General features: G+C 69.8%; 21 protein-coding genes. 12 read left to right on the top strand and 9 right to left on the bottom strand.

The window, feature by feature from the left end:
- Positions 1-35 precede the first annotated feature (35 nt).
- From pyk to Q0581_RS01270, 3 genes are all read right to left on the bottom strand, one after another.
- Positions 36-1,478 carry a pyruvate kinase gene (pyk, locus tag Q0581_RS01280; protein ID WP_298696713.1) on the bottom strand — a complete coding sequence of 481 codons (1,443 nt, stop codon included), beginning with the start codon at positions 1,476-1,478 and terminating at the stop codon, positions 36-38.
- A 93-nt stretch (positions 1,479-1,571) separates the two neighbouring features.
- A complete protein-coding gene (locus tag Q0581_RS01275; protein WP_298696711.1) occupies positions 1,572-2,204 on the bottom strand; it encodes a DedA family protein in 633 nt (210 codons plus the stop codon).
- The gene (locus Q0581_RS01270; protein ID WP_298696710.1) at positions 2,204-5,080 is read right to left on the bottom strand and encodes a pitrilysin family protein; all 2,877 of its coding nucleotides are present in this window, start codon (positions 5,078-5,080) and stop codon (positions 2,204-2,206) included. The genes Q0581_RS01275 and Q0581_RS01270 overlap by 1 nt, the downstream gene beginning before the upstream one ends.
- Before the next feature lie 150 nt (positions 5,081-5,230).
- Here Q0581_RS01270 and Q0581_RS01265 point away from each other — a divergent pair, with 150 nt between their 5' ends.
- The gene (locus Q0581_RS01265; protein ID WP_298696707.1) at positions 5,231-6,190 is read left to right on the top strand and encodes a glycosyltransferase family 9 protein; all 960 of its coding nucleotides are present in this window, start codon (positions 5,231-5,233) and stop codon (positions 6,188-6,190) included.
- Positions 6,191-6,203: 13 nt separating this feature from the next.
- Entirely contained in the window at positions 6,204-7,532 is a 1,329-nt protein-coding gene (locus Q0581_RS01260) for a dihydroorotase (protein WP_298696704.1), read from the top strand.
- Here Q0581_RS01260 and Q0581_RS01255 read toward each other — a convergent pair.
- The 4 genes from Q0581_RS01255 to erpA all read right to left on the bottom strand — a co-directional run bounded on the left by Q0581_RS01255 (position 7,529) and on the right by erpA (position 9,886).
- Positions 7,529-8,455 (bottom strand): alpha/beta fold hydrolase, encoded by a 927-nt coding sequence (locus tag Q0581_RS01255; protein ID WP_298696701.1) that lies wholly within the window; start codon positions 8,453-8,455, stop codon positions 7,529-7,531. The two genes, Q0581_RS01260 and Q0581_RS01255, sit on opposite strands and share 4 nt — an antisense overlap.
- 32 nt (positions 8,456-8,487) lie before the next feature.
- Entirely contained in the window at positions 8,488-9,153 is a 666-nt protein-coding gene (locus tag Q0581_RS01250) for an SdpI family protein (protein ID WP_298696698.1), read from the bottom strand.
- Positions 9,150-9,440: a metalloregulator ArsR/SmtB family transcription factor gene (locus Q0581_RS01245; protein WP_298696696.1), complete on the bottom strand. Its 291-nt coding sequence runs from the start codon at positions 9,438-9,440 to the stop codon at positions 9,150-9,152. The genes Q0581_RS01250 and Q0581_RS01245 overlap by 4 nt, the downstream gene beginning before the upstream one ends.
- A gap of 71 nt (positions 9,441-9,511) precedes the next feature.
- On the bottom strand, positions 9,512-9,886 hold the full coding sequence (erpA, locus tag Q0581_RS01240; RefSeq protein ID WP_298696693.1) for an iron-sulfur cluster insertion protein ErpA: 375 nt from the start codon (positions 9,884-9,886) through the stop codon (positions 9,512-9,514).
- Between the two features lie 68 nt (positions 9,887-9,954).
- On the opposite strand from erpA, the gene Q0581_RS01235 reads away from it, so the two are divergent.
- The 5 genes from Q0581_RS01235 to scpB all read left to right on the top strand — a co-directional run bounded on the left by Q0581_RS01235 (position 9,955) and on the right by scpB (position 14,491).
- Positions 9,955-11,130, top strand: coding sequence for a deoxyguanosinetriphosphate triphosphohydrolase (locus tag Q0581_RS01235; protein ID WP_298696691.1), 1,176 nt, complete (start codon positions 9,955-9,957; stop codon positions 11,128-11,130).
- An 82-nt stretch (positions 11,131-11,212) separates the two neighbouring features.
- A complete protein-coding gene (locus tag Q0581_RS01230; RefSeq protein WP_298696688.1) occupies positions 11,213-11,965 on the top strand; it encodes an SPOR domain-containing protein in 753 nt (250 codons plus the stop codon).
- The gene (nagZ, locus tag Q0581_RS01225; protein WP_298696686.1) at positions 11,962-13,011 is read left to right on the top strand and encodes a beta-N-acetylhexosaminidase; all 1,050 of its coding nucleotides are present in this window, start codon (positions 11,962-11,964) and stop codon (positions 13,009-13,011) included. Before Q0581_RS01230 ends, nagZ begins: the two co-directional genes overlap by 4 nt.
- Positions 13,008-13,829 carry a ScpA family protein gene (locus Q0581_RS01220; RefSeq protein ID WP_298696685.1) on the top strand — a complete coding sequence of 274 codons (822 nt, stop codon included), beginning with the start codon at positions 13,008-13,010 and terminating at the stop codon, positions 13,827-13,829. Before nagZ ends, Q0581_RS01220 begins: the two co-directional genes overlap by 4 nt.
- Complete coding sequence (gene scpB, locus Q0581_RS01215) at positions 13,826-14,491, top strand: SMC-Scp complex subunit ScpB (RefSeq protein WP_298696683.1); 666 nt, start codon at positions 13,826-13,828, stop codon at positions 14,489-14,491. Before Q0581_RS01220 ends, scpB begins: the two co-directional genes overlap by 4 nt.
- On the opposite strand, the gene ispH is transcribed toward scpB, so the two are convergent.
- Entirely contained in the window at positions 14,488-15,459 is a 972-nt protein-coding gene (gene ispH, locus Q0581_RS01210; protein ID WP_298696681.1) for a 4-hydroxy-3-methylbut-2-enyl diphosphate reductase, read from the bottom strand. The two genes, scpB and ispH, sit on opposite strands and share 4 nt — an antisense overlap.
- 206 nt (positions 15,460-15,665) lie before the next feature.
- Here ispH and Q0581_RS01205 point away from each other — a divergent pair, with 206 nt between their 5' ends.
- From Q0581_RS01205 to Q0581_RS01185, 5 genes are all read left to right on the top strand, one after another.
- Positions 15,666-16,031, top strand: coding sequence for an AtpZ/AtpI family protein (locus Q0581_RS01205; RefSeq protein WP_298696678.1), 366 nt, complete (start codon positions 15,666-15,668; stop codon positions 16,029-16,031).
- Between the two features lie 4 nt (positions 16,032-16,035).
- A complete protein-coding gene (locus tag Q0581_RS01200) occupies positions 16,036-16,830 on the top strand; it encodes a F0F1 ATP synthase subunit A (RefSeq protein ID WP_298696674.1) in 795 nt (264 codons plus the stop codon).
- 63 nt (positions 16,831-16,893) lie between these two features.
- Entirely contained in the window at positions 16,894-17,118 is a 225-nt protein-coding gene (locus Q0581_RS01195) for a F0F1 ATP synthase subunit C (protein WP_298696671.1), read from the top strand.
- 85 nt (positions 17,119-17,203) lie between these two features.
- The gene (locus Q0581_RS01190) at positions 17,204-17,761 is read left to right on the top strand and encodes a hypothetical protein (protein ID WP_298696668.1); all 558 of its coding nucleotides are present in this window, start codon (positions 17,204-17,206) and stop codon (positions 17,759-17,761) included.
- Positions 17,761-18,276: a F0F1 ATP synthase subunit B gene (locus Q0581_RS01185; protein WP_298696665.1), complete on the top strand. Its 516-nt coding sequence runs from the start codon at positions 17,761-17,763 to the stop codon at positions 18,274-18,276. Before Q0581_RS01190 ends, Q0581_RS01185 begins: the two co-directional genes overlap by 1 nt.
- A gap of 88 nt (positions 18,277-18,364) precedes the next feature.
- Here Q0581_RS01185 and Q0581_RS01180 read toward each other — a convergent pair whose 3' ends face one another.
- Positions 18,365-18,829, bottom strand: coding sequence for a DUF6789 family protein (locus Q0581_RS01180; RefSeq protein ID WP_298696662.1), 465 nt, complete (start codon positions 18,827-18,829; stop codon positions 18,365-18,367).
- Positions 18,830-18,910: the final 81 nt, after the last annotated feature.

Below are 18,910 nucleotides of genomic sequence, written 5' to 3'. Positions count from 1 at the left end.
TTCGACATGGATCGAACGGTAGCCCGGAAACGGCGTCAGGTCTTGCCGCGCGTCTTCGGCCCCGCCGGCGCATGGGCCAGGCGCAGAAGGTTGGCCGCGCCCGGCGCGCCGAACGGGGTGCCGGCCAGGATCAGGATGCGCTGGCCGGCCTCGGCCAGGCCGAACTTCACCGCGCTGGTCACCGCGTCGTCGGTGACGGCCTCCAGCGAATCCGGCTGTTTGCCCAGCCTCGGCTCCAGTCCCCAGACCAGGGCCAGGCGGCGCGCCGTGTCGGGATTGGGCGTCAGGGCCAGCACGGGCTGCAGCGGCCGTTCGCGCGACATGCGCCGCGCCGTGCCGCCCAGGGTGGTGAAAACCACCATACAGGCGGTCGATTGCGCCTCGGCCGCCTTGCGCGCGGCGGCGACCAGGGCGTCGACGTCATGTTCGTCCATGCCCGCGTGTTCGGCGTCCATCAGGCTGGGCCACAGGGGGTCGCGTTCGACCCGCTCGATGATCCGGCTCATGATGCCCACGGCCTCCAGCGGATAGTCGCCCGACGCCGTCTCGGCCGACAGCATCAGGGCATCGGCGCCTTCATAGACCGCATTGGCCACGTCCGACGCCTCGGCGCGGGTGGGGGCGGGGGCGCTGGTCATGGATTCCAGCATCTGGGTGGCGACGATGGCCGGCACGCCCCGGCGACGGGCCGCGCGCAAAATCTGCTTCTGCGCCACCGGCACTTCTTCGGGCAGCAGCTCGACCCCCAGGTCCCCACGCGCCACCATCACCCCGTCGCAATAGTCCAGGATGGATTCCAGATCCTGCAGCGCCTGGGGCTTTTCGATCTTGGCCAGGCAGGCCGCCTTGCCGTTCACCAGCCGCTTCAGCTCGGCCATGTCCTCGGCCTTCTGGACGAAGCTGAGGGCCACCCAGTCGACGCCCAGGCGCAGGGCGAAGGCCAGATCCTCGCGGTCCTTGGTCGTCAGGGCCGAGACGGGGATGACGGCGTCGGGCACGGCCACGCCCTTGCGGTCCGACAGCTTCGTGCCGCTTTCGACCGTCACCTCGGCCCAGTCATCGGCGCGCTCGCCGACCCGCAGGCGGATGCGGCCGTCGTCGATCAGCAGCGCCATGCCGGTGCGCAGGGCCTTGAAGATTTCCGGGTGCGGCATCTGCACCCGCGTGGCGTCGCCGGGCGCGGGGTCCAGGTCGAACCGCATGACGTGGCCGGGCTTCACCTCGATTGCGCCGTCCGCGAACCGGCCCAGCCGCAGCTTCGGCCCTTGCAGGTCGGCCAGAACCCCCAGAGGGCGTTGCAGGGCCATCTCGGCGCCGCGCACGGCCTTCAGGGCCGCTGCATGATCCTCATGGCTGCCGTGACTGAAGTTCAGGCGAAAGACGTCGGCGCCGGCCTGGGCCAGGGCCTTGACCATGCCCGGCGCGCGGCTGGCGGGACCGAGGGTGGCGACGATGCGCGCGCGTCTGGCTCTGATCATTGATGTGTCCGGGCGTCGAAAGAGGGGCCGGAACCCTTTGTGACGGCGAAACCCGCGGGCGTTAAGGCCGGTTTGCGCCCGCGAAACACAAAGTCATGGCTGATGCTCGTCCCGGGCGGCCTTGCGCTCGCGCAGGGCGTGAAGGATCAGCGCCAGGATCGCCACCACCGCGATGCCGCCCAGCGCCCACTCCATCGCGTGCTGGCCGCCGATCAACTGGGCGCCCTTGCCGGCGAGATAGCCGGGGGCCAGCATCACCGGCACCCAGATGATCGCCGACCCGACATTGGCCAGCTGGAATTTCAGGTTCGGCATGGCCGTGACCCCGGCGATCAGCGGCACGAAGGCCCGCACCGGCCCCATGAACCGGCACAGATAGATCGAGGCGACGCCATAGCGGCGGAAGAACATCCGCGCCCGCGCCATCAGACGGCGATATTTGCGCAGGATCGGAATCCGCCAGGCGCGCGGCCCCAGCTTGCGCCCCAGCCAGTAGGAGACGGCGTCCCCCAGTATGGCCCCGGCGATGCACCAGGCCAGGACGGTCGGCCCGTCCAGCACGCCGGTCGCCACCAGGCCGCCGGCCACCAGCATCAGGGCGGTGGCCGGAAAGAAGCCGCCGATCAGGACCAGCGATTCCCCGAAGGTGATCAGCCCTAGAACCGGCGCGCCCCAGGCGGCGTTGCGGGTGATGAAGTCCCCGAGGTCGGACGCCCAGTTCTCCATCAACGATCTGCTTCTGCGACGCGGTCGTTCATCATCACCGGCGCGCCATAGCCCAGGGCCTCCAGCCGTTCCGCCTGGGTCGCCGCATCGCCGACCACGACGTAATACATGGCGTCGGTGCGCAGATAGCGTTCGGCCAGGTCGCGGATCTGCGACACGGTCATCTGGTCGATGACGGCGGCTTCCCGGTCCAGATAGTCGGCCGGCAGGCCCAGTTCGCCCACGGCGGCCAGAACGCCCAGCTTGGCGCGCGCCGTCTCGAAGGCGCGGGCGCGGCTGCGGCTCATGGCGCTGCGGGTGACGGCCAGGTCTTCGTCGGTGAAGGTGGCGCCATAGTCGGCGATGATCGAACGGGCCAGTTGGGCCGCCTCCAGCGTCACATTGGTGCGGACATTGGAACCCAGGGCGAAGGCGCCGGTCCGGTCGCCGCCGTCGAAGCCCGAACGCACGCCATAGGTATAGCCCTGGCCCTCGCGCAGTTGCTGGGTCAGGCGCGAGGCGAAGCCGCCGCCGCCCAGGCGATAGTTCATCACCGTGGCCGGATAGAAGTCGGGGGCCGACCGGTTCAGGGCCGGATAGCCGAACAGCAGGGCCGACTGCTTGGCCCCCGGCACATCATAGAAATAGACCTGCGACCGTTCGGGCATGACCGGCTGGGGCGCCGGGGGCTGGGTCACAGGGCGCGCGGCCCAGTGGGTGGCCAGGCCGTTCGCCGCCGCCGCCACCGCCGCCTGGTCGGACGGCGAGACGATGCGGAAATGCGCCAGGCCGGGGATCAGCCGTTCACGGTGATAGGCCTTCAGATCATCCATGGTCAGGCCGCCGACCGAGGCTTCGGTGCCCAGCGGATTGCGCGACAGGATGCTGGCCGGGTCGTTGGCGACCAGGCTCATGACCCGCCCGGCCAGGGCGTCGGGCCGGGCGCGGGCGTCCTGGATTTCGGCGATGACGGCGGCGCGCGCCAGCTCCAGCTCGGCCGGATCCCAGCGCGGCTGCAGCAGCATCTCCTCCACCAGGGCCAGGGTGGCGGTCAGATTGCGGTCCAGCGTCCGGCCCGAGATCACGATCCGCTCGTCGCCCACGCCCACATTGACGCGCGCCCCCAGGGCCTTGAAGGCGTTCTCCAGCTCGGCCGGGGTGCGGTTGGCCGTGCCGCGATCCAGCATGCGGCCGACCAGATTGGCCACGCCCGGCCGCGCCGGGTCGTCGAACAACCGCCCGCCCTCGATGGACAGGTCGAAGGTCGCCAGCGGCGTCTCGGCGTTGACGATGCCCGACAGCGACAGGCCATTGGCGCTGTCGACGGTCCAGATGGTCGGGGCGGTCACCACCGGGGCGGGACCGGCCGGCGGCTCGACCGTGCGGTCGAAGCTGGAGGCGGTGCGTTCATAGGCGACATCGCCCGCGCGCGCGTCCACCGGCGCCTCGGCGCCCTGGACGATGGCCTCTTCGGCCACGGTCGCGACGGTCGAGCCTTCGATGGCCAGTTCGGTCTTGCCGCGCGGCACGAAGCTGGTGACCACATGGGGGCGATCGACGAAATACTGGCGATAGACGCGCATCACATCGTCGGCGGTGACGGCCCGCAGCCGGGCCAGCTCCTGATCGGCATCGCCGCCGAAGGCGTCATAGCGCGCCAGGGCGGCGCCCTTGCCCAGCACGCTGTCCAGGCGGGCGTAGAAGTCGGCCTCGGCCATGGTCTTGACCCGCTCCAGGGCGGCCGTGTCGACGCCCTGCGCCTCGAACCGGGCGAAGCCGTCGGCCAGGGCGGCCTGGACGCGGTCCAGGTCGATGTCGGCGAAGGCGCGCACGCTCAGATAGGCCTCGCCCGCGATCTGGCCGTTCTGCTGGAAGAAGCCGACCTGGGACGTCAGCTTGGCCTCGTCGATCAGCACGGCGTTCAGCGGCGCATCCTTGCCGTCGGTCAGCAGGGTGGTCAGGGCGTCCAGCGCCGCCTCGTCCGGGTGGTTCCGTTCGACGGTCGGCCAGGCCAGGGTCAGTTCCGGCAACTGGGCGAAGGCGTCTTCATGCATCAGGCGCACGGTCTGCTGAAGACCGGCCGGGCGCGGCGCGACTTCGGGCACGGCGGCGCCGGCGGGGATCTCGCCGAAATATTTCTCGATCCAGCCGCGCGCCTGGGCCGGGTCGAATTCGCCGGCGATCACCAGGGTGGCGTTGCCCGGCGTGTACCAGCGCCGATAGAAGCCGCGCACATCGTCCAGCGTCGCCGCGTCCAGGTCGGCCAGCGACCCGATCACCTGCCAGCTGTAGGGATGGTCGGCCGGATACAGGGCCTCGGAAATCACGCCCCCGGCGTGACCATAGGGCTGGTTGTCCACCCGCAGCCGCTTCTCGTTCTTGACGACCTGCTTCTCCTTGGCCAGCACGGCGTCGGTCACGGTGTTGATGAAGTATCCTAGCTTGTCCGCCTCGGCCCAGATCATCTTCTCCAGGGCGTCATTGGGCACGGTCTGCAGATAGTCGGTCAGGTCGCGGCTGGTGGAGCCGTTGGCGCCCGAGCCGCCGATGCGCGCGCTCATGGCGTCCAGCCCGCCCGGTCCCAGGTTCTCGGAATCCAGGAAGAACAGATGCTCGAACAGGTGGGCGAAGCCGGTGCGCCCCGGCTCCTCGCGCGCCGAGCCGACATGGGCGGCCAGGACCACCGCCACCACCGGATCGGACCGGTCGATGTGGAACACCACGTTCAGGCCGTTGGGCAGCTGGAACCGCTCGACCGGCATCAGCGGGGTCGCGGCCGGGGCGTCGGCGGTCGCGGGCGCCGGGGCGGCCGTCTCGCTGCGGGCGGCGGCCTGACCGGCCATGCCGACGACCAGGGCGCCCAGGGCGGCCGATAGGAACAGGTGACGGGGCTTCATGGCGGTCTCCGAAAGGTGTCGCGCGCGACACTAGGATCAGGGGGCGGCGCCGTCACCTTACATGTCGGTCAGGAACCGGCCGCCAGGGCGCGATTTCATCCCCAGGTACGGGGCGTCCAATCGCCAGAATCCTTGTACAGAGGAATCCGAATGAACGGACGCTTTCCGATCCTGTATCTGGCCGAGGCGGACCCCGAGGAGGCGGTGCTGTCTTCGGGCGTGCTGGCGCATCTGGCCGACACCGTGCCCCAGGCGGATTTCACCGTGGTCGGCTCGCCCCAGAGCGCGCCTCTGTTCGCCGACACGCCGCGCCTGAAACGCCTGATGGTGCTGGAAAACGAAGGCGCGCTGGACTGGATCGGCCTGTGGAACCGGCTGCGCAAGACGCGCTGGGGCCTGGTGGTCGATATGCGCGGCACGGGCCTGGCCCGTAAGCTGCGCCGCCAGAAGCGGGCGGAACGGCCCGAGACGCTCGAACCGGGCCTGCATGCCGTCGAGGCGGCGGCCAAGGTGCTGCAACTGGACGAGGTTCCGGCCCCGCGGCTGTTCTTTGGCGACGAGACCATGGCCGCCGCCGACGCCCTGATCCAGCCGGACGACCGGCCGATCCTGGCGGTGGGGCCGGGCGTGGAATGGATGGGCAAGCGCTGGCCCGCCGAACGGTTCGCCAAGGTGGCGACGCCGCTTCTGGCCGACGACGGGCCGCTGGCGGGCGGGCGGCTGATGATCGTCGGCGAAGAGATCGAGCGCGACGCCGCCCACACCATCCGTTTCGCCGTGCCGCGCGCGCGGGTGATCGAACTGCAGGGCAAGCTGACGCCGCTTCAGACCGCCGCCGCCCTGCGCCACGCCAAACTCTATGTCGGCAACGACAGCCTGTGGACCCAGCTGGCGGTCTCGGCGGGCGCGCCGTCGGTCGCCGTGTTCGGTCCTTCGGACGAAACGGTCCGGGGGCCGTGGCGGGGGGCGTCGCTGCGTGGCCCGCGCACCCTGGACGAGTTCAAGGCCCTGGACCCCCGTCTGAACCAGGCCATCCAGCACATGATGGACCTGCCCTACGAAAGGGTGTTGAAGGCGGCACGCAAGCTGTTGGCCGAGCGGTCGGCCTGAACGGAGTTCGGCCATGCCCCAGACCTATGACCTGATCGTGCGCGGGGGCGAGGTCGTCAACCACGCCGGGCGCGGACCGGCCGACGTGGGCGTGATCGACGGCAAGATCGCCTTCATCGGCGACCTGTCCCAGGCGTCGGCCGCAGAGGTGTTCGACGCCTCGGGCCTGACCGTCATTCCCGGCATCATCGACACCCAGGTGCATTTCCGCGAGCCGGGCCTGGAGTGGAAGGAAGATCTGGAGACCGGCAGTCGTGCGGCGGCCCTGGGCGGCGTCGTGGCCGTGTTCGAGATGCCGAACACCAATCCCAACACCACCGATCCGGCGACGCTGGAGGACAAGCTGGCCCGCGCCCGCGACCGGATGTGGACCGATCACGCCTTCTACATCGGCGGCACCCACGGCAATGCGGCCCACTTGGGCGAGCTGGAGCGTCTGCCGGGCTGTTGCGGGGTCAAGGTCTTCATGGGCGCCTCGACGGGCGACCTGCTGATCGCCGACGACGATGGGGTGCGTCAGGTGCTGAACGCCGTCAGTCGCCGCGCCACCTTCCATTCCGAGGACGAATATCGCCTGGCCGAGCGCCGCGGCCTGGCCCGCACCGGCGACTGGACCAGCCACACCGACGTCCGTGACGCCGAGAGCGCGATCATGAGCACCCGCCGCCTGGTCCGTCTGGCGCGCGAGGTGGGCAAGCGCATCCACGTCCTGCATGTTTCGACGGCCGAGGAGATCGAATTCCTGGCCGATCACCGCGACATCGCCTCGGTCGAGACCACGCCCCAGCACCTGACCCTGGACGGCGACGAAGCCTATGAGCGGCTGAAGGGCTATGCCCAGATGAACCCGCCGATCCGCAATCGTCCTCACATCGACGGCCTGTGGCGGGGCATTCAACAGGGCGTGGTGGACGTGCTGGGTTCCGACCACGCGCCGCACACCAAGGAAGAAAAAGCCAAGCCCTATCCGGCCTCGCCGTCAGGCATGCCTGGGGTTCAGACCCTGCCGGCCGTGATGCTGACCCATGTGGCCGAGGGGCGGCTGTCGCTGGAGCGGTTCATCGACCTGACCTCGGCCGGGGCCCAGCGCATCTTCAATATCGCCGGCAAGGGCCGGATGGCCGAGGGCTGGGACGCCGATCTGACCCTGATCGACCTGAAGGCGACCCGCACCATCCGGCACGAAGATCAGGCCAGCCGCTGCGGCTGGACTCCCTTCGACGGGTTTCAGGCCAAGGGGTGGCCTATGGCGACCATCGTGCGCGGCCGGGTGGTGATGTGCGACGGCGACCTGATCGGGACGGCGCACGGCCGCCCCGTCCGGTTCCAGGAAACGCTTTAACGCGGCGCCAGGATGAAGCCGGCCACGGCCGGAACCACCCCGGCGTCCAGCACGGCGTTGGCGTCGCCATAGGTGGCCATATTGCCCGCCCGATCCATCGGCGCGGCGCGCAGCAGGTGGTTGGCGCCGTCGAACAGGACCAGTTTCGCGCGCGGCTGGGCGGCGGCCAGACGCTCGCTGTTGTCGGCCGGCACCTGGAGATCGGTCGTGCCGTGGCCCAGCAGGACCGGGCCGTCATAGGCGGCGATCAAGGCGATCGGATCCTGCGAGATATAGCTGATCAGATACGGCTGGACCGACGGGCGGAACAGGGCCTCCAGACCCGGCACATTGGCGGTGGTGCGCCCGGCGGCCAGGTCGTCCAGGGCGGCCAGGGCGGCGGGCTTCATCGCCTCGGGCAGGGCGGCGTCCAGCTGGGCGCGGATCTGATCCGACGCCTTCTGGCCCACCGGCGACAGCAGCACCAGGCCGCAGACCTGCGGATTATCCGCCGCCGCCAGCTGGGCGACCAACGCGCCCTCGGAATGACCGATCAGCCAGACGCACGGCTGGCCCGTGCGCGTGGCCGCCTCGGCCGCCCAGGCGCGGGCGTCGTCGACCATGTGGCCGAAGGTCAGCTCGGCCTCGGACACGGCCGCGGCGGCGCTGGCGGCGATACCGCGCTTGTCATAGCGGAGGGTGGCCACGCCCTGATCGGCCAGCCCTTCGGCCAGGGCCTTCAGCATGTTGCCGCGCACGCCCAGGGGGCTGTTGCCGTCCTGATCGGTCGGGCCGGAGCCGGCGATGATCACCGCCGCGGCGTGGGTCGCGCCCTCGGGCGTCAGCAGGGCGCCGTGCAGGGGCGCGGGCTGGCTGTCCAGGGTCACGGGGGTCGAAACGGGGCCGGCCAGCATCAGGGCGGCGGCAAGGGCGGCGAAGGTCATGACGGGTCTCCGTTAAACAGGGCGTGAGCGGATCAGAAGGGCTGGCGCTCGGGGTCGTCGCGCCACACGCGCCAGCTCTCGAACACCGACAGGGCGGCGGCGACCACAACCGCGCCCACCACGACCATCATGCCCATCGGCTGGGGCGCGAAGGGGCTGGCGGCCAGGCCGATCAGGCCGATCCAGAAGAACAGGCGGCCGGCCAGGCGGTTGGACCGGTCCCAGGCCAGGCGGCTCTTGAAATTCCACGGCGTGCGCACGCCCACGACCGGGTTCGGCCCGATCCGGCCCGCCGTGGCGCCGATGGCCACGAACAGCAGCGAGATCAGCGCCATGGGCAGGGCGGGCTGCAACTCGGCCGCGCCGTTCAGGCTCAGATAGGCGCAGAACAGCGCCGATCCCACCACCGCCAACAGGCCGACCGCCTGGCCCGTCATCAGGCCGCGCCGGCGGCTGGGATCATCGGTGCGCGCTACCGCCAGGCCGATCAGGCCCGACACCACCCCGCCCAGCAGGGCCATGGCGCCGATCAGCAGCGCCACCTCGTTGCGGTCGCCCCAGCGGTCGGCCTGGCCGGCGGCGTTGAAATGCACCGGCAGGGCGCCTTCCGGTCCCGCCAGGGCGACCCAGGCCGCTAGGCTCAGAAGCCCGACGACGGCGACGCCGGTCAGGGCGTCCAGCAGGGTGAAGCGTTTCATGATCCGGTCTCCTTGTCGGGTGCGTTCCTGCCCGTTCCGGTGATGTCCATCAGGAAGGCCATGGCCTCTTCCACCGCCGAAATCTCCAGCCGGTAGCGGATCGAGGCGCCGTCGCGCTCGGGGCTGACCAGGCCGGCCTCCTTCAGGGCGTTCAGATGGCCGGTGACGGTCGGCCAACTCATGTCGAAGACGGCGGCGATGTCACCGGACGCCATCGGCCCCTGGCGCAGCATCTCGATGATGCGGCGCCGAACCGGATGCGACAGGGCTTTGAACAGGGCGTTCATAGGAAGAACGCTAATTAGGAATTATCCTAATCGCAAGTCCTATTTTGGCATTTGCCTAAATGGATCGACTTTTAGATCGAGAAACTGACGCCGCAGCCGCAGCTGGAGGCGGCGTTGGGGTTGCGAACCACGAACTGCGCGCCCGACAGATCATCGACAAAGGCGATTTCCGATCCGACCAGGAAGGGCAGGGACACCGCGTCCACCAGCGCCGTCTGGCCCTCGGTCGTCACCTGCACGTCGTCGGCCTCGGCCGCGCTGACCAGTTCGAACCGGTACTGGAAGCCCGAACAGCCGCCGCCGTCCACCGCGACGCGCAGCATCACCGCCTGCCCATCGGCCTGCGACAGGGCCGCCAGCCGACGCGCGGCCGAGGCGGCCAAGCTCAGGCCCGGACCTTCGCCGGGGCGCGAAATCTGGAAGGCGGGGGATTCGACGCTGCTCACGGCTCTCTATATGAGGTGACGGCGGGCGATCGCAAAGGCCCGCGCCGTATTCGAGCGCAGTTCTGGTGATGCCTTCCCTCGCCCCGTTCGCCGAAAACGTCGGCGCCTCGCGCGGGCGCCGCTTCGCCGAGGCCGACAGCCGCACCCGCCCGGCCTTCGCCCGCGACCGCGACCGCATCATCCACACCACCGCCTTCCGCCGCCTGAAGGAGAAGACCCAGGTCTTCGTGGCGCACGAGGGCGACCATTACCGCACCCGCCTGACCCACAGCCTGGAGGTGGCCCAGATCGCGCGGTCGCTGGCCTACGCCCTGCGGCTGGATGTGGATCTGGCCGAGACGGTCGCCCTGGCGCACGACCTGGGCCACCCCCCGTTCGGCCATGCGGGCGAGGACGAGCTTCAGGACCGGATGACCGGCTGGGGCGGCTTCGATCACAATGTCCAGACCTTCCGCGTGGTGACCAAGCTGGAGCGCCGCTATCCGGCGTTCGAGGGGCTGAATCTGACGTGGGAGACGCTGGAGGGCGTCATCAAGCACAACGGCCCGGTGGCGCACCGGTTGGACGAACCGGCGTGGCAGGCCATTGCGGAATACGGAGCCAAGGGCGGCTGGGATCTGCGGCTGGACAGCTTCGCCTCGCTGGAGGCTCAGTGCGCGGCGGTGGCCGACGACATCGCCTACAACAACCACGACGTCGACGACGGGGTGCAGGCGGGCCTGTTCACCCTGGAGGACCTGGAGCAGGTTCCGCTGATCGGGCCGATCCTGAACGATGTGCGCACCGCCTGGCCGGGGCTGGATGCGCGCATGGTTCGGATCGAGGCGGTGCGCCGCATGATCGGCGCCATGGTCCAGGACGTTCTGGCCGAAACCCGCCGTCGTCTGGCCGAAGACGGGGTCGAAACGGTCGAGGCCGTGCGCGCCGCCGGCCGGCCGATGGTCCAGTTCTCGGACGCCATGATGGCCGAACTGGCCGTCCTGCGCGCCTTCCTGTTCGAGCGGATGTATCGCCACTATCGCGTCAACCGCACCCGGTCCCAGGCGCGCCGGATCATCGCCGAGATGTTCGATCTGTTCATGGCCGATCCGGGCGTCATGCCGCCCGAATGGCAGGCGCGCGCGGTCGGCGAAGAAGCGAAGAAGGCGCGGGCCGTGTGCGACTACATCGCCGGCATGACCGACCGTTACGCCATCGAGGAGCACAGGAAGCTGTTCACCCTCGACCTGGCGCTGGATCTGTGATTCGTAAGCCGGGCTGGGCGGGTTAGGATGACGCCCCGGATGCGCGATTCGCAGTCCCGGGACACGATGCGGAGCGCCCCCCATGTCCTATGAAGACGATCCCCGGTCCAGAGAACGCGGCGCCTATACGCCGCCGACCGATGACGACCTGCCGTTCCGGCGGGGCGGGGGCTATGACGCGCGCGGGCCGCGCCGCACGGGCGGCGGCTCTGGCGGGCCGCCGGTGACCCTGATCGTTTCGGGCATCGTGCTGCTGCTGCTGATCGTGGCGGTGGTGGTCTTCTATCGCGCCGGCGCCCGGTCGCCGGATCAGGCCCCGCCCACCGTGGGCCAGGAGGTCGGCGCCCTGAAGGTCGAGGCCCCGATCGAGGCCCAGCCCGTCGATCCCGAGGCCGGCATCCGCGTCTATCGCGAAGGCGACCCCGCCGCCGACGCCCCGCCCACCTATGTCGCCCCGCCCGAGGCGCCCCTGCCGCGCCCGACCGCGCCGGTGACGGCCGCGCCCCTGCCGCCCGCCGCCAAGGCCGCGCCGGCGCCCGCTCCGGCCGCGCCCGCCGCTCCGGCCGAGAAGGCCCAGACCCCGCCGGCCGCCGGCGGTTCGTCGGGGGTTCAGATCGGCGCCTTCTCCTCCACCGCCGTGGCCGACCGCGAATATGCGGCCGTCGCCGCCCGCTTCCCCCAGTTCGCCCAGGGCGCGGGCAAGCGGGTGCAGGAGGTGGTCGATTCCAAGGGGCAGACCGTCTATCGCACCACCTTCACCGGCATGAGCCGCGAACGGGCCACGGCCTTCTGTTCGGCCCTGCGCGCCGCCGGGCGGGACTGCATCGTCCGGTGAGGTCGGCCGCCGTCTACGGCTGTTCGGGCCATCGGCTGACGGCGGACGAACGCGCCTTCTTCCGGGACGCGCGGCCGTGGGGCTTCATCCTGTTCCGCCGCAACGTCGATGGGCCGGATCAGGTGCGCGCCCTGACCGAGGCCCTGCGTGAGACCGTGGACGATGCGGATGCGCCCATCCTGGTTGATCAGGAGGGCGGGCGGGTCCAGCGTCTGGGCCCGCCGCACTGGCCCAAATATCCGCCGGCCGAAGCCTATCGGAAGGCGGCCAGTGACCCGCTGGTGGCGCGCGATCTGGCGCGGCTGGGCGGGCGGCTGATGGCCCATGACCTGCGGGCGGTGGGGATCACCGTGGACTGCGCCCCGGTGCTGGACGCGCCCGTGCCTGGCGCTCACGACATCATCGGCGACCGCGCCTTCGCCGACAGTCCGGCCGGGCTGATCCCCCTGGCCCGCGCCCAGGCCGAGGGGCTGATGGCCGGGGGCGTCCTGCCGGTCATCAAGCACATGCCGGGCCACGGCCGCGCCTTCGCCGACAGCCACAAGGCCCTGCCGGTGGTCGAGACGCCGCTGGCGGATCTGGAGGCCTGGGACTTCCCGCCCTTCCGCGCGCTCAGCGACATGCCCATGGCCATGACGGCCCACGTCGTCTTCACCGCCGTCGACCGCAAACGCCCGGCGACGGTGTCGAGGAAGGCCGTGCGGTTGATGCGCGAGCGGCTGAGGTTCGGTGGTCTTATCCTGACCGACGACCTGTCGATGCAGGCCCTGTCGGGAAGCCTGGCCGAGCGGGCGGCGGCGGCGCTGAAGGCCGGCTGCGACATCGCGCTTCACTGCAACGGCGACCTGGCCGAGATGCAGCAGGTCGCGGGCGCCGTCGGCCGTCTGAAGGGCGCGTCGAAGGCGCGGGCGGAGGCGGCGCTGGCCCGCATCGTGCGCGAAGTCGAGCCGCTGGATGTTGATCACGCGCGGGCGCGGTTCGAGGCGCTGCTGGCCGGCAAGCTGGACGCCCGGCGCGGGCCGGACGTGGGCGAGGCGCAGGCATGACCGAGACCTTCCAGCCCAATCTGGATTTCGCCGCCGCCGATCAGGTGGAGGAGGGCGAGGCCTTCGTCGTCGATCTGGATGGATATGAGGGGCCGCTGCACGTCCTGCTGGCCCTGGCGCGGACCCAGAAGGTCGATCTGCTGAAACTGTCGATCACCCGGCTGGCGGAACAGTATCTGGCCTTCATCCACGAGGCGCGGCGCAGGAATTTCGCCCTGGCGGCGGACTATCTGGTGATGGCGTCGTGGCTGGCCTATCTGAAGTCGCGCCTGCTGCTGCCGCGCACCGAAAAGGGCAAGGCCGAGGAGCCGCCGGCCGAGCTGATGGCCGCCGCCCTGGCCTTTCGTCTTCAGAAGCTGGAGGCCATGCGCAAGGCGGTCGAGGCCATTACCGGCCGGCCCCAGTTGAAGCGCGACGTCTTCACCCGCGGCGACCCCGAGGCCACGGTCATCATCCCGTCCGACCGCATCGACGCCAGCCTGTATGAGCTGATGGCCGCCTATGTGACCCAGCGGCGCAAGGAGCAGGCCCGCCACTACAATCCGACCCAGCGGGTCGAGGCCTTCCCGCTGGAGGCCGCGCGCGATTGGCTGCGCGAGATCATGCCGCGCCTGGACGACTGGACCCCGCTGGACCAGGTGGCGCCGCAGGGTGACGGGGCGGACGGCCCCTCGACGGCCAGCTACGTCGCCTCCACCCTGTCGGCCAGTCTGGAGCTGGTGAAGGAGGGCGGCATGGATGTGAAACAGGCGGCGGCGTTCGATCCGCTGTATCTGCGTCGCCGCGATGTCGGCCAGCCGATGGAGCTGACGCCGTGAGTGATCTGGAGTTCAAGCCCGACGAGGCCGAGATCGAGCGCCGGGTCGAGGCCCTGCTGTTCGCCGCCGCCGGGCCGTTGTCGGCGGCCGAGATCGCGCGGCGCCTGCCCGAAGACGCCGATGTCGGCGCGGCCATCGCCGCCCTGCGCGCGCGCTATGAGGGCCGGGGGGTCGAGCTGGAATGCGTCGCCGACCGCTGGCGTTTCCGCACGGCGCCGGACCTGAGCTTCATGATGACCGAGGAGCGGGAGGAGCCGCGCCGCCTGTCCAAGGCCGCGCTGGAGACCTTGGCCATCATCGCCTACCACCAGCCCTGCACCCGCGCCGAGATCGAGAGCGTGCGGGGGGTGTCCCTGTCACGCGGCACGCTGGACCTGCTGCTGGAGATGGGGTTCGTGCGTTTGCGTGGACGGCGCCGCACGCCGGGGCGGCCGGTGACCTATGCGACCTCCGACCGCTTCCTGGAACATTTCGGCCTGGCCAGCGTGCACGACCTGCCGGGGGTTCAGGACATGCGGGCGGCGGGCCTGTTGGACCTGTCCATGCCGCCGGGCTTCGAAGTGCCCGACCCCGGCCGCGGCGCCGAGGGGGAGGAAGACCTGCTCAGCGACCTGGATCAGGACAGCCCCGAGTTCGCCCAGGATTTCGTGGGCGAAGACTAGGCCGTCAGCGCCCGGGGCAGTTTGAACGCCACCGTCTCGCGTTCGCCGTCGTCCTCGACCACGGTGGCGTCGAAGCGGGCGCGGATGGCTTCGATCAGGGCCTCGATCAGGGGTTCGGGGGCCGAGGCTCCGGCGGTGACGCCGACCGTCTTCACCCCCTCGAACCAGGCCCAGTCGACATGGCCCGCGTCGTCCACCAGACGCGCATCGCCCGCCCCGGCGCGCAAGGCCACCTCGACCAGCCGGGCCGAGTTGGACGAGTTCTGCGACCCGACCACCAGCACCAGGTCGCAACCATCGCCCAGCCGCTTGACCGCCTCCTGCCGGTTGGTGGTGGCGTAGCAGATGTCTTCCTTGTGCGGGTCGGGTAGTTCGGGAAAACGCCGCTTCAGCACCGCCAGCACCTCGGCCGTGTCGTCGACCGACAGGGTGGTCTGGGTGGCGTAGGCCAGGGGCGCATCGCCGGGCCGCTGGAACGCTTCGGCGTCGGCCGCCGTCTCGATCAGGCTGATGGTCCCCGGCGGCAGCTGGCCCATGGTGCCGATCACCTCGGGGTGGCCCGCGTGGCCGATCAGGATGATGTGCCGCCCGGCCGCGTGATGGCGCTCGGCCTCGACATGGACCTTGGACACCAGGGGGCAGGTGGCGTCCAGGAACAGCATCTGGCGCGCCCGCGCCGTCGCCGGCACCGACTTGGGCACCCCATGGGCGGAAAAAACCACCGGCCGGTCGTCGGGGCATTCGTCCAGCTCTTTCACGAACACGGCGCCCAGGGCCTTCAACCGCTCGACCACATGGCGGTTGTGCACGATCTCGTGCCGCACATAGACCGGGGCGCCGAAGCGTTCGATGGCGCGTTCGACGATCTGGATGGCCCGATCCACCCCGGCGCAGAAGCCGCGCGGCGTCGCCAGCCGCACCGTGATCGGTCGGCGGGAATCGGCAGGGAAGGTCGGGGCGGCGTCCATGGGCGTCAAACTAGGGCCTCGGTCGCCGTCTCGCCAGCGGCCGTTGGTCGCGCCTGTTTTCTGTTCATGAAAAGCTGAGCAAAGACAGGAATTTGCGCCTTGTCACACCGTCCTTGACCAAAGCGGCCCTCGCCTATAGGTTCCGCGCCGAATTCAGACCCCCTTCGGCGTTCGCCCCGTGCGGACAAAGAGGCGTCGAGGTTTCCATGTCCCTGCCACCGGAATCGCGCAACGAGGCGATCACACGCCTCAACCAAAGCGCATCCGAGCTGGAGGCGCGCACCGCGCGCAAGGCGGCGATGGACCTGGGCGCCGCCAAGGTGACGGGCGAGGCCTATAAGATCATCGCCGAGCTGATCGGCGGCGTTCTGGTCGGCCTGGCGCTGGGGTTCGGTTTCGACCGTCTTCTGGGGACCAATCCCTGGGGGCTGATCGGCGGGGTCCTTCTGGGTTTCGCCCTTTCGATTTACATGGCGCGCCGCACGGCCAACCGGCTGATGGCGCAGGCGAAGGCGAGCGGGATCGAACCTCAGTCGATCCCCTTCGACGACGAAGAAGACGAGGACCGCTAGGCCCATGGCCGATCCGATCGAACAGTTTCAGGTCAAGCCGATCGAGGGTCTCGATTTCGGCACGGTGGTCCTGCCGATCATCGGCGAAAGCCGGATCGCCATCACCAATTCGCACGTCGCCATGACCATCGCCTTCGCGCTGGTGGTGCTGTTCCTGACGCTGGCGACCTCGAAAGCCAAGGTGGTGCCGGGTCGGCTCCAGGCGGCGGGCGAACAGATGTTCGGCATGATCGACGGGGTGACCGAATCGATCATCGGTCACGAAGGCCGCAAATATTTCCCGTTCGTCTTCACCCTGTTCTGCCTGATCCTGGGCATGAACCTGCTGGGCATGTTCCTGACCTTCACGGCGACGTCGCAGCTGGCGATCACCCTGACCTTCGCCCTGCTGACCATCGGGCTGGTCATCGGCATCGGCTTCATCAAGCACGGCTTCGGCTTCTTCAAACTGTTCTGGCCGTCGGCCGCGCCCCTGGTGCTGCGCCCGGTCGTGGGGGCCATCGAGTTCCTGTCCTTCCTGCTGCGTCCGGTGACCCTGGCGCTGCGTCTGTTCGGCAACATGCTGGGCGGTCACGTGGCGCTGAAGATCTTCGCCGGTTTCGTGGTCACCCTGGGCGCCTCGGCCTTCGCCGGCGAGGGTCTGGGTCTTTGGGCCCTGCCGATCGCCGGCCTGTCGATGGTCGGCGTGGTCGCCCTGACCGCCCTGGAGTTTCTGGTGGCCTTCCTTCAGGCCTTCGTCTTCGCCGTTCTGGCCAGCATCTATCTGAATGATGTGGTCAACCTGGGCCACGGTCACTAAAGACCCGGCTCAGTTTCGAACTTTCCACCTTCCAACCCACTGACTGAAACAAGGATACTCATCATGGAAGCTGAAGCCGCCAAATACATCGGCGCCGGCCTGGCCACCCTGGGCATGATCGGCTCGGCCATCGGCGTGGGCAACATCTTCGCCAACTTCCTGAACGGCGCCCTGCGCAACCCGTCGGCCGCTTCGTCGCAAGTCGGCAACCTGTTCGTCGGCGCGGCCCTGGCCGAAGCCCTGGGCATCCTGGCCTTCGTGCTGGGCATCCTGATCCTGAACGCCTAAGCGTTTTTTCGATCCGGGCGGCGGCGGGCTTCTCCACACGGGGGCCGCCGCCGTCTTGCTTTCTATCCTGCGAAGAACGGACATCATGGCCGCTCCCACATCCCACGACCCGCATGGCGCCGGCGTTCACGCCACGACCGAGGCCGAGGCCAAGGGCGGCCTGCCCCAGTTCGACACCACCGTCTGGGCGGGGCAGATCGGCTATCTGCTGATCCTGTTCTTCGTGCTGTACATCCTGATCGCCAAGGTCTTCGCCCCGCGTCTGCGCCGGGTGATCGACGAGCGGGCCGAGACCATCTCGAACGCCGTCGCCACCGCCCGTCAGGTCCAGGCCGAGGCCGCCGATCAGGCCGCCGCCGCCCAGGCCGAGGTCGAGAAGGCCCGCGCCGAGGCTCGTGGCATGGCCGCGACCGCCAAGGCCCGCGTCACCGCCGAAGCCCAGGCCCGCCAGGCCGAGGAAGAGGCTCGCGTCGCCCAGCGCATTGCCGAGGCCGAAACCGCCATCGGCAAGACCCGCGACGCGGCCATGGTCCATGTCGGCGCCGTCGCCGAAGACACCGCCCGCGCCATGGTCGAGCGTCTGACCGGCCAGGCCGCCAGCGCCGCCGAACTGAAGGCCGCCACCAAGGCCGGAGCCGCCTGATGCCCCATTTCCTCGATCCCCACATGTACGATCTGGCGAACCCCGAACTGTGGGTCGCCATCGGCCTGCTGATCTTTGTCGGCATCCTGATCTTCGCGGGCGTGCCCAAGGTGATCGCCGGCGCCCTGGACGCCAAGGCCGCCAAGATCCAGTCCGACCTGGACGAGGCCGCCCGTCTGCGGGCCGAGGCCGAGGCCATGCTGGCCCAGATCCGCAAGGAGAAGGCCGAAGCCGAAGCCCAGGCCGCAGAAATGCTGAAGGCCGCCGAGGCCGACGCCCGCCGCCTGGAAGCCGAAGCCAAGGCCAAGCTGGAAGACAGCCTGGCCCGCCGTCAGGCCCTGGCCGAACGCCGCATCGCCCAGGCCGAGGCCCAGGCCGCCGCCGATGTGAAGGCGGCCGCCGCCGACCTGGCCGCCCAGGCCGCCGAACAGATCCTGGCCCAGCGCGCCGCGACCCAGAAGACCGATCCCCTGATTGACGCCGCCATCGCCCAGATCGGCCAGCGCCTTAACTAGGCCTTTCTGGTCTGGCCGCCGACGCGGTCACGACATCTCAGGCCCCCGTCTCGCGACGGGGGCCTTTGTGTTTTCAGACCCGACCGCCTCAGTGCGCCGGGGCGGCGCCTGGCGGGGCGACCGCGCGGCGATCCCGCGCCACCATCCGGGCATAGACATTGCCCAGCACGATGCCGAACACCGCATGGGTGGCGACCAGCCAGCCGATGGTGCCGAAGTTGCGGCCGAACACATCGCCGCCGCCGAACAGCACCAGCCCCACCATCAGCACCACAAAGGCGCCCACGGCGAAGACGATGCCCTTGGTTTCCGGCGTGTCCGTCGGCAGGCGCGGACACAGGATTCCGAACAGCGGACCCAGGATGAAGATCCCGGCGATCGCATGCAGCACCCATCCGACCGCCAGATTGCCGGGCACTCCGACCAGCTTGGCCAGGATCAGGGGAAACGGCGCAAACCACTTCAGCGCCAGTATGTTGACGGCCTCCAGAACCGAGACCGCCACGGTGGCCGCCAGACCGGCGACAAGCCCTTTTTGTACGCGTGACATCATGACCGACAGCGCCTCCCAACGCCTGCTCGTTCCCGACTACGCAAGGGGGAGCATACGCCGGTTACGCGGCTTGCGGTTCAC

It is taken from the genome of uncultured Brevundimonas sp., from assembly GCF_937863155.1.
Classification (GTDB): domain Bacteria; phylum Pseudomonadota; class Alphaproteobacteria; order Caulobacterales; family Caulobacteraceae; genus Brevundimonas.
The sequence above is the reverse complement of the archived record's forward strand: the minus strand, read 5'-3'. Positions and strand labels throughout refer to the sequence as shown.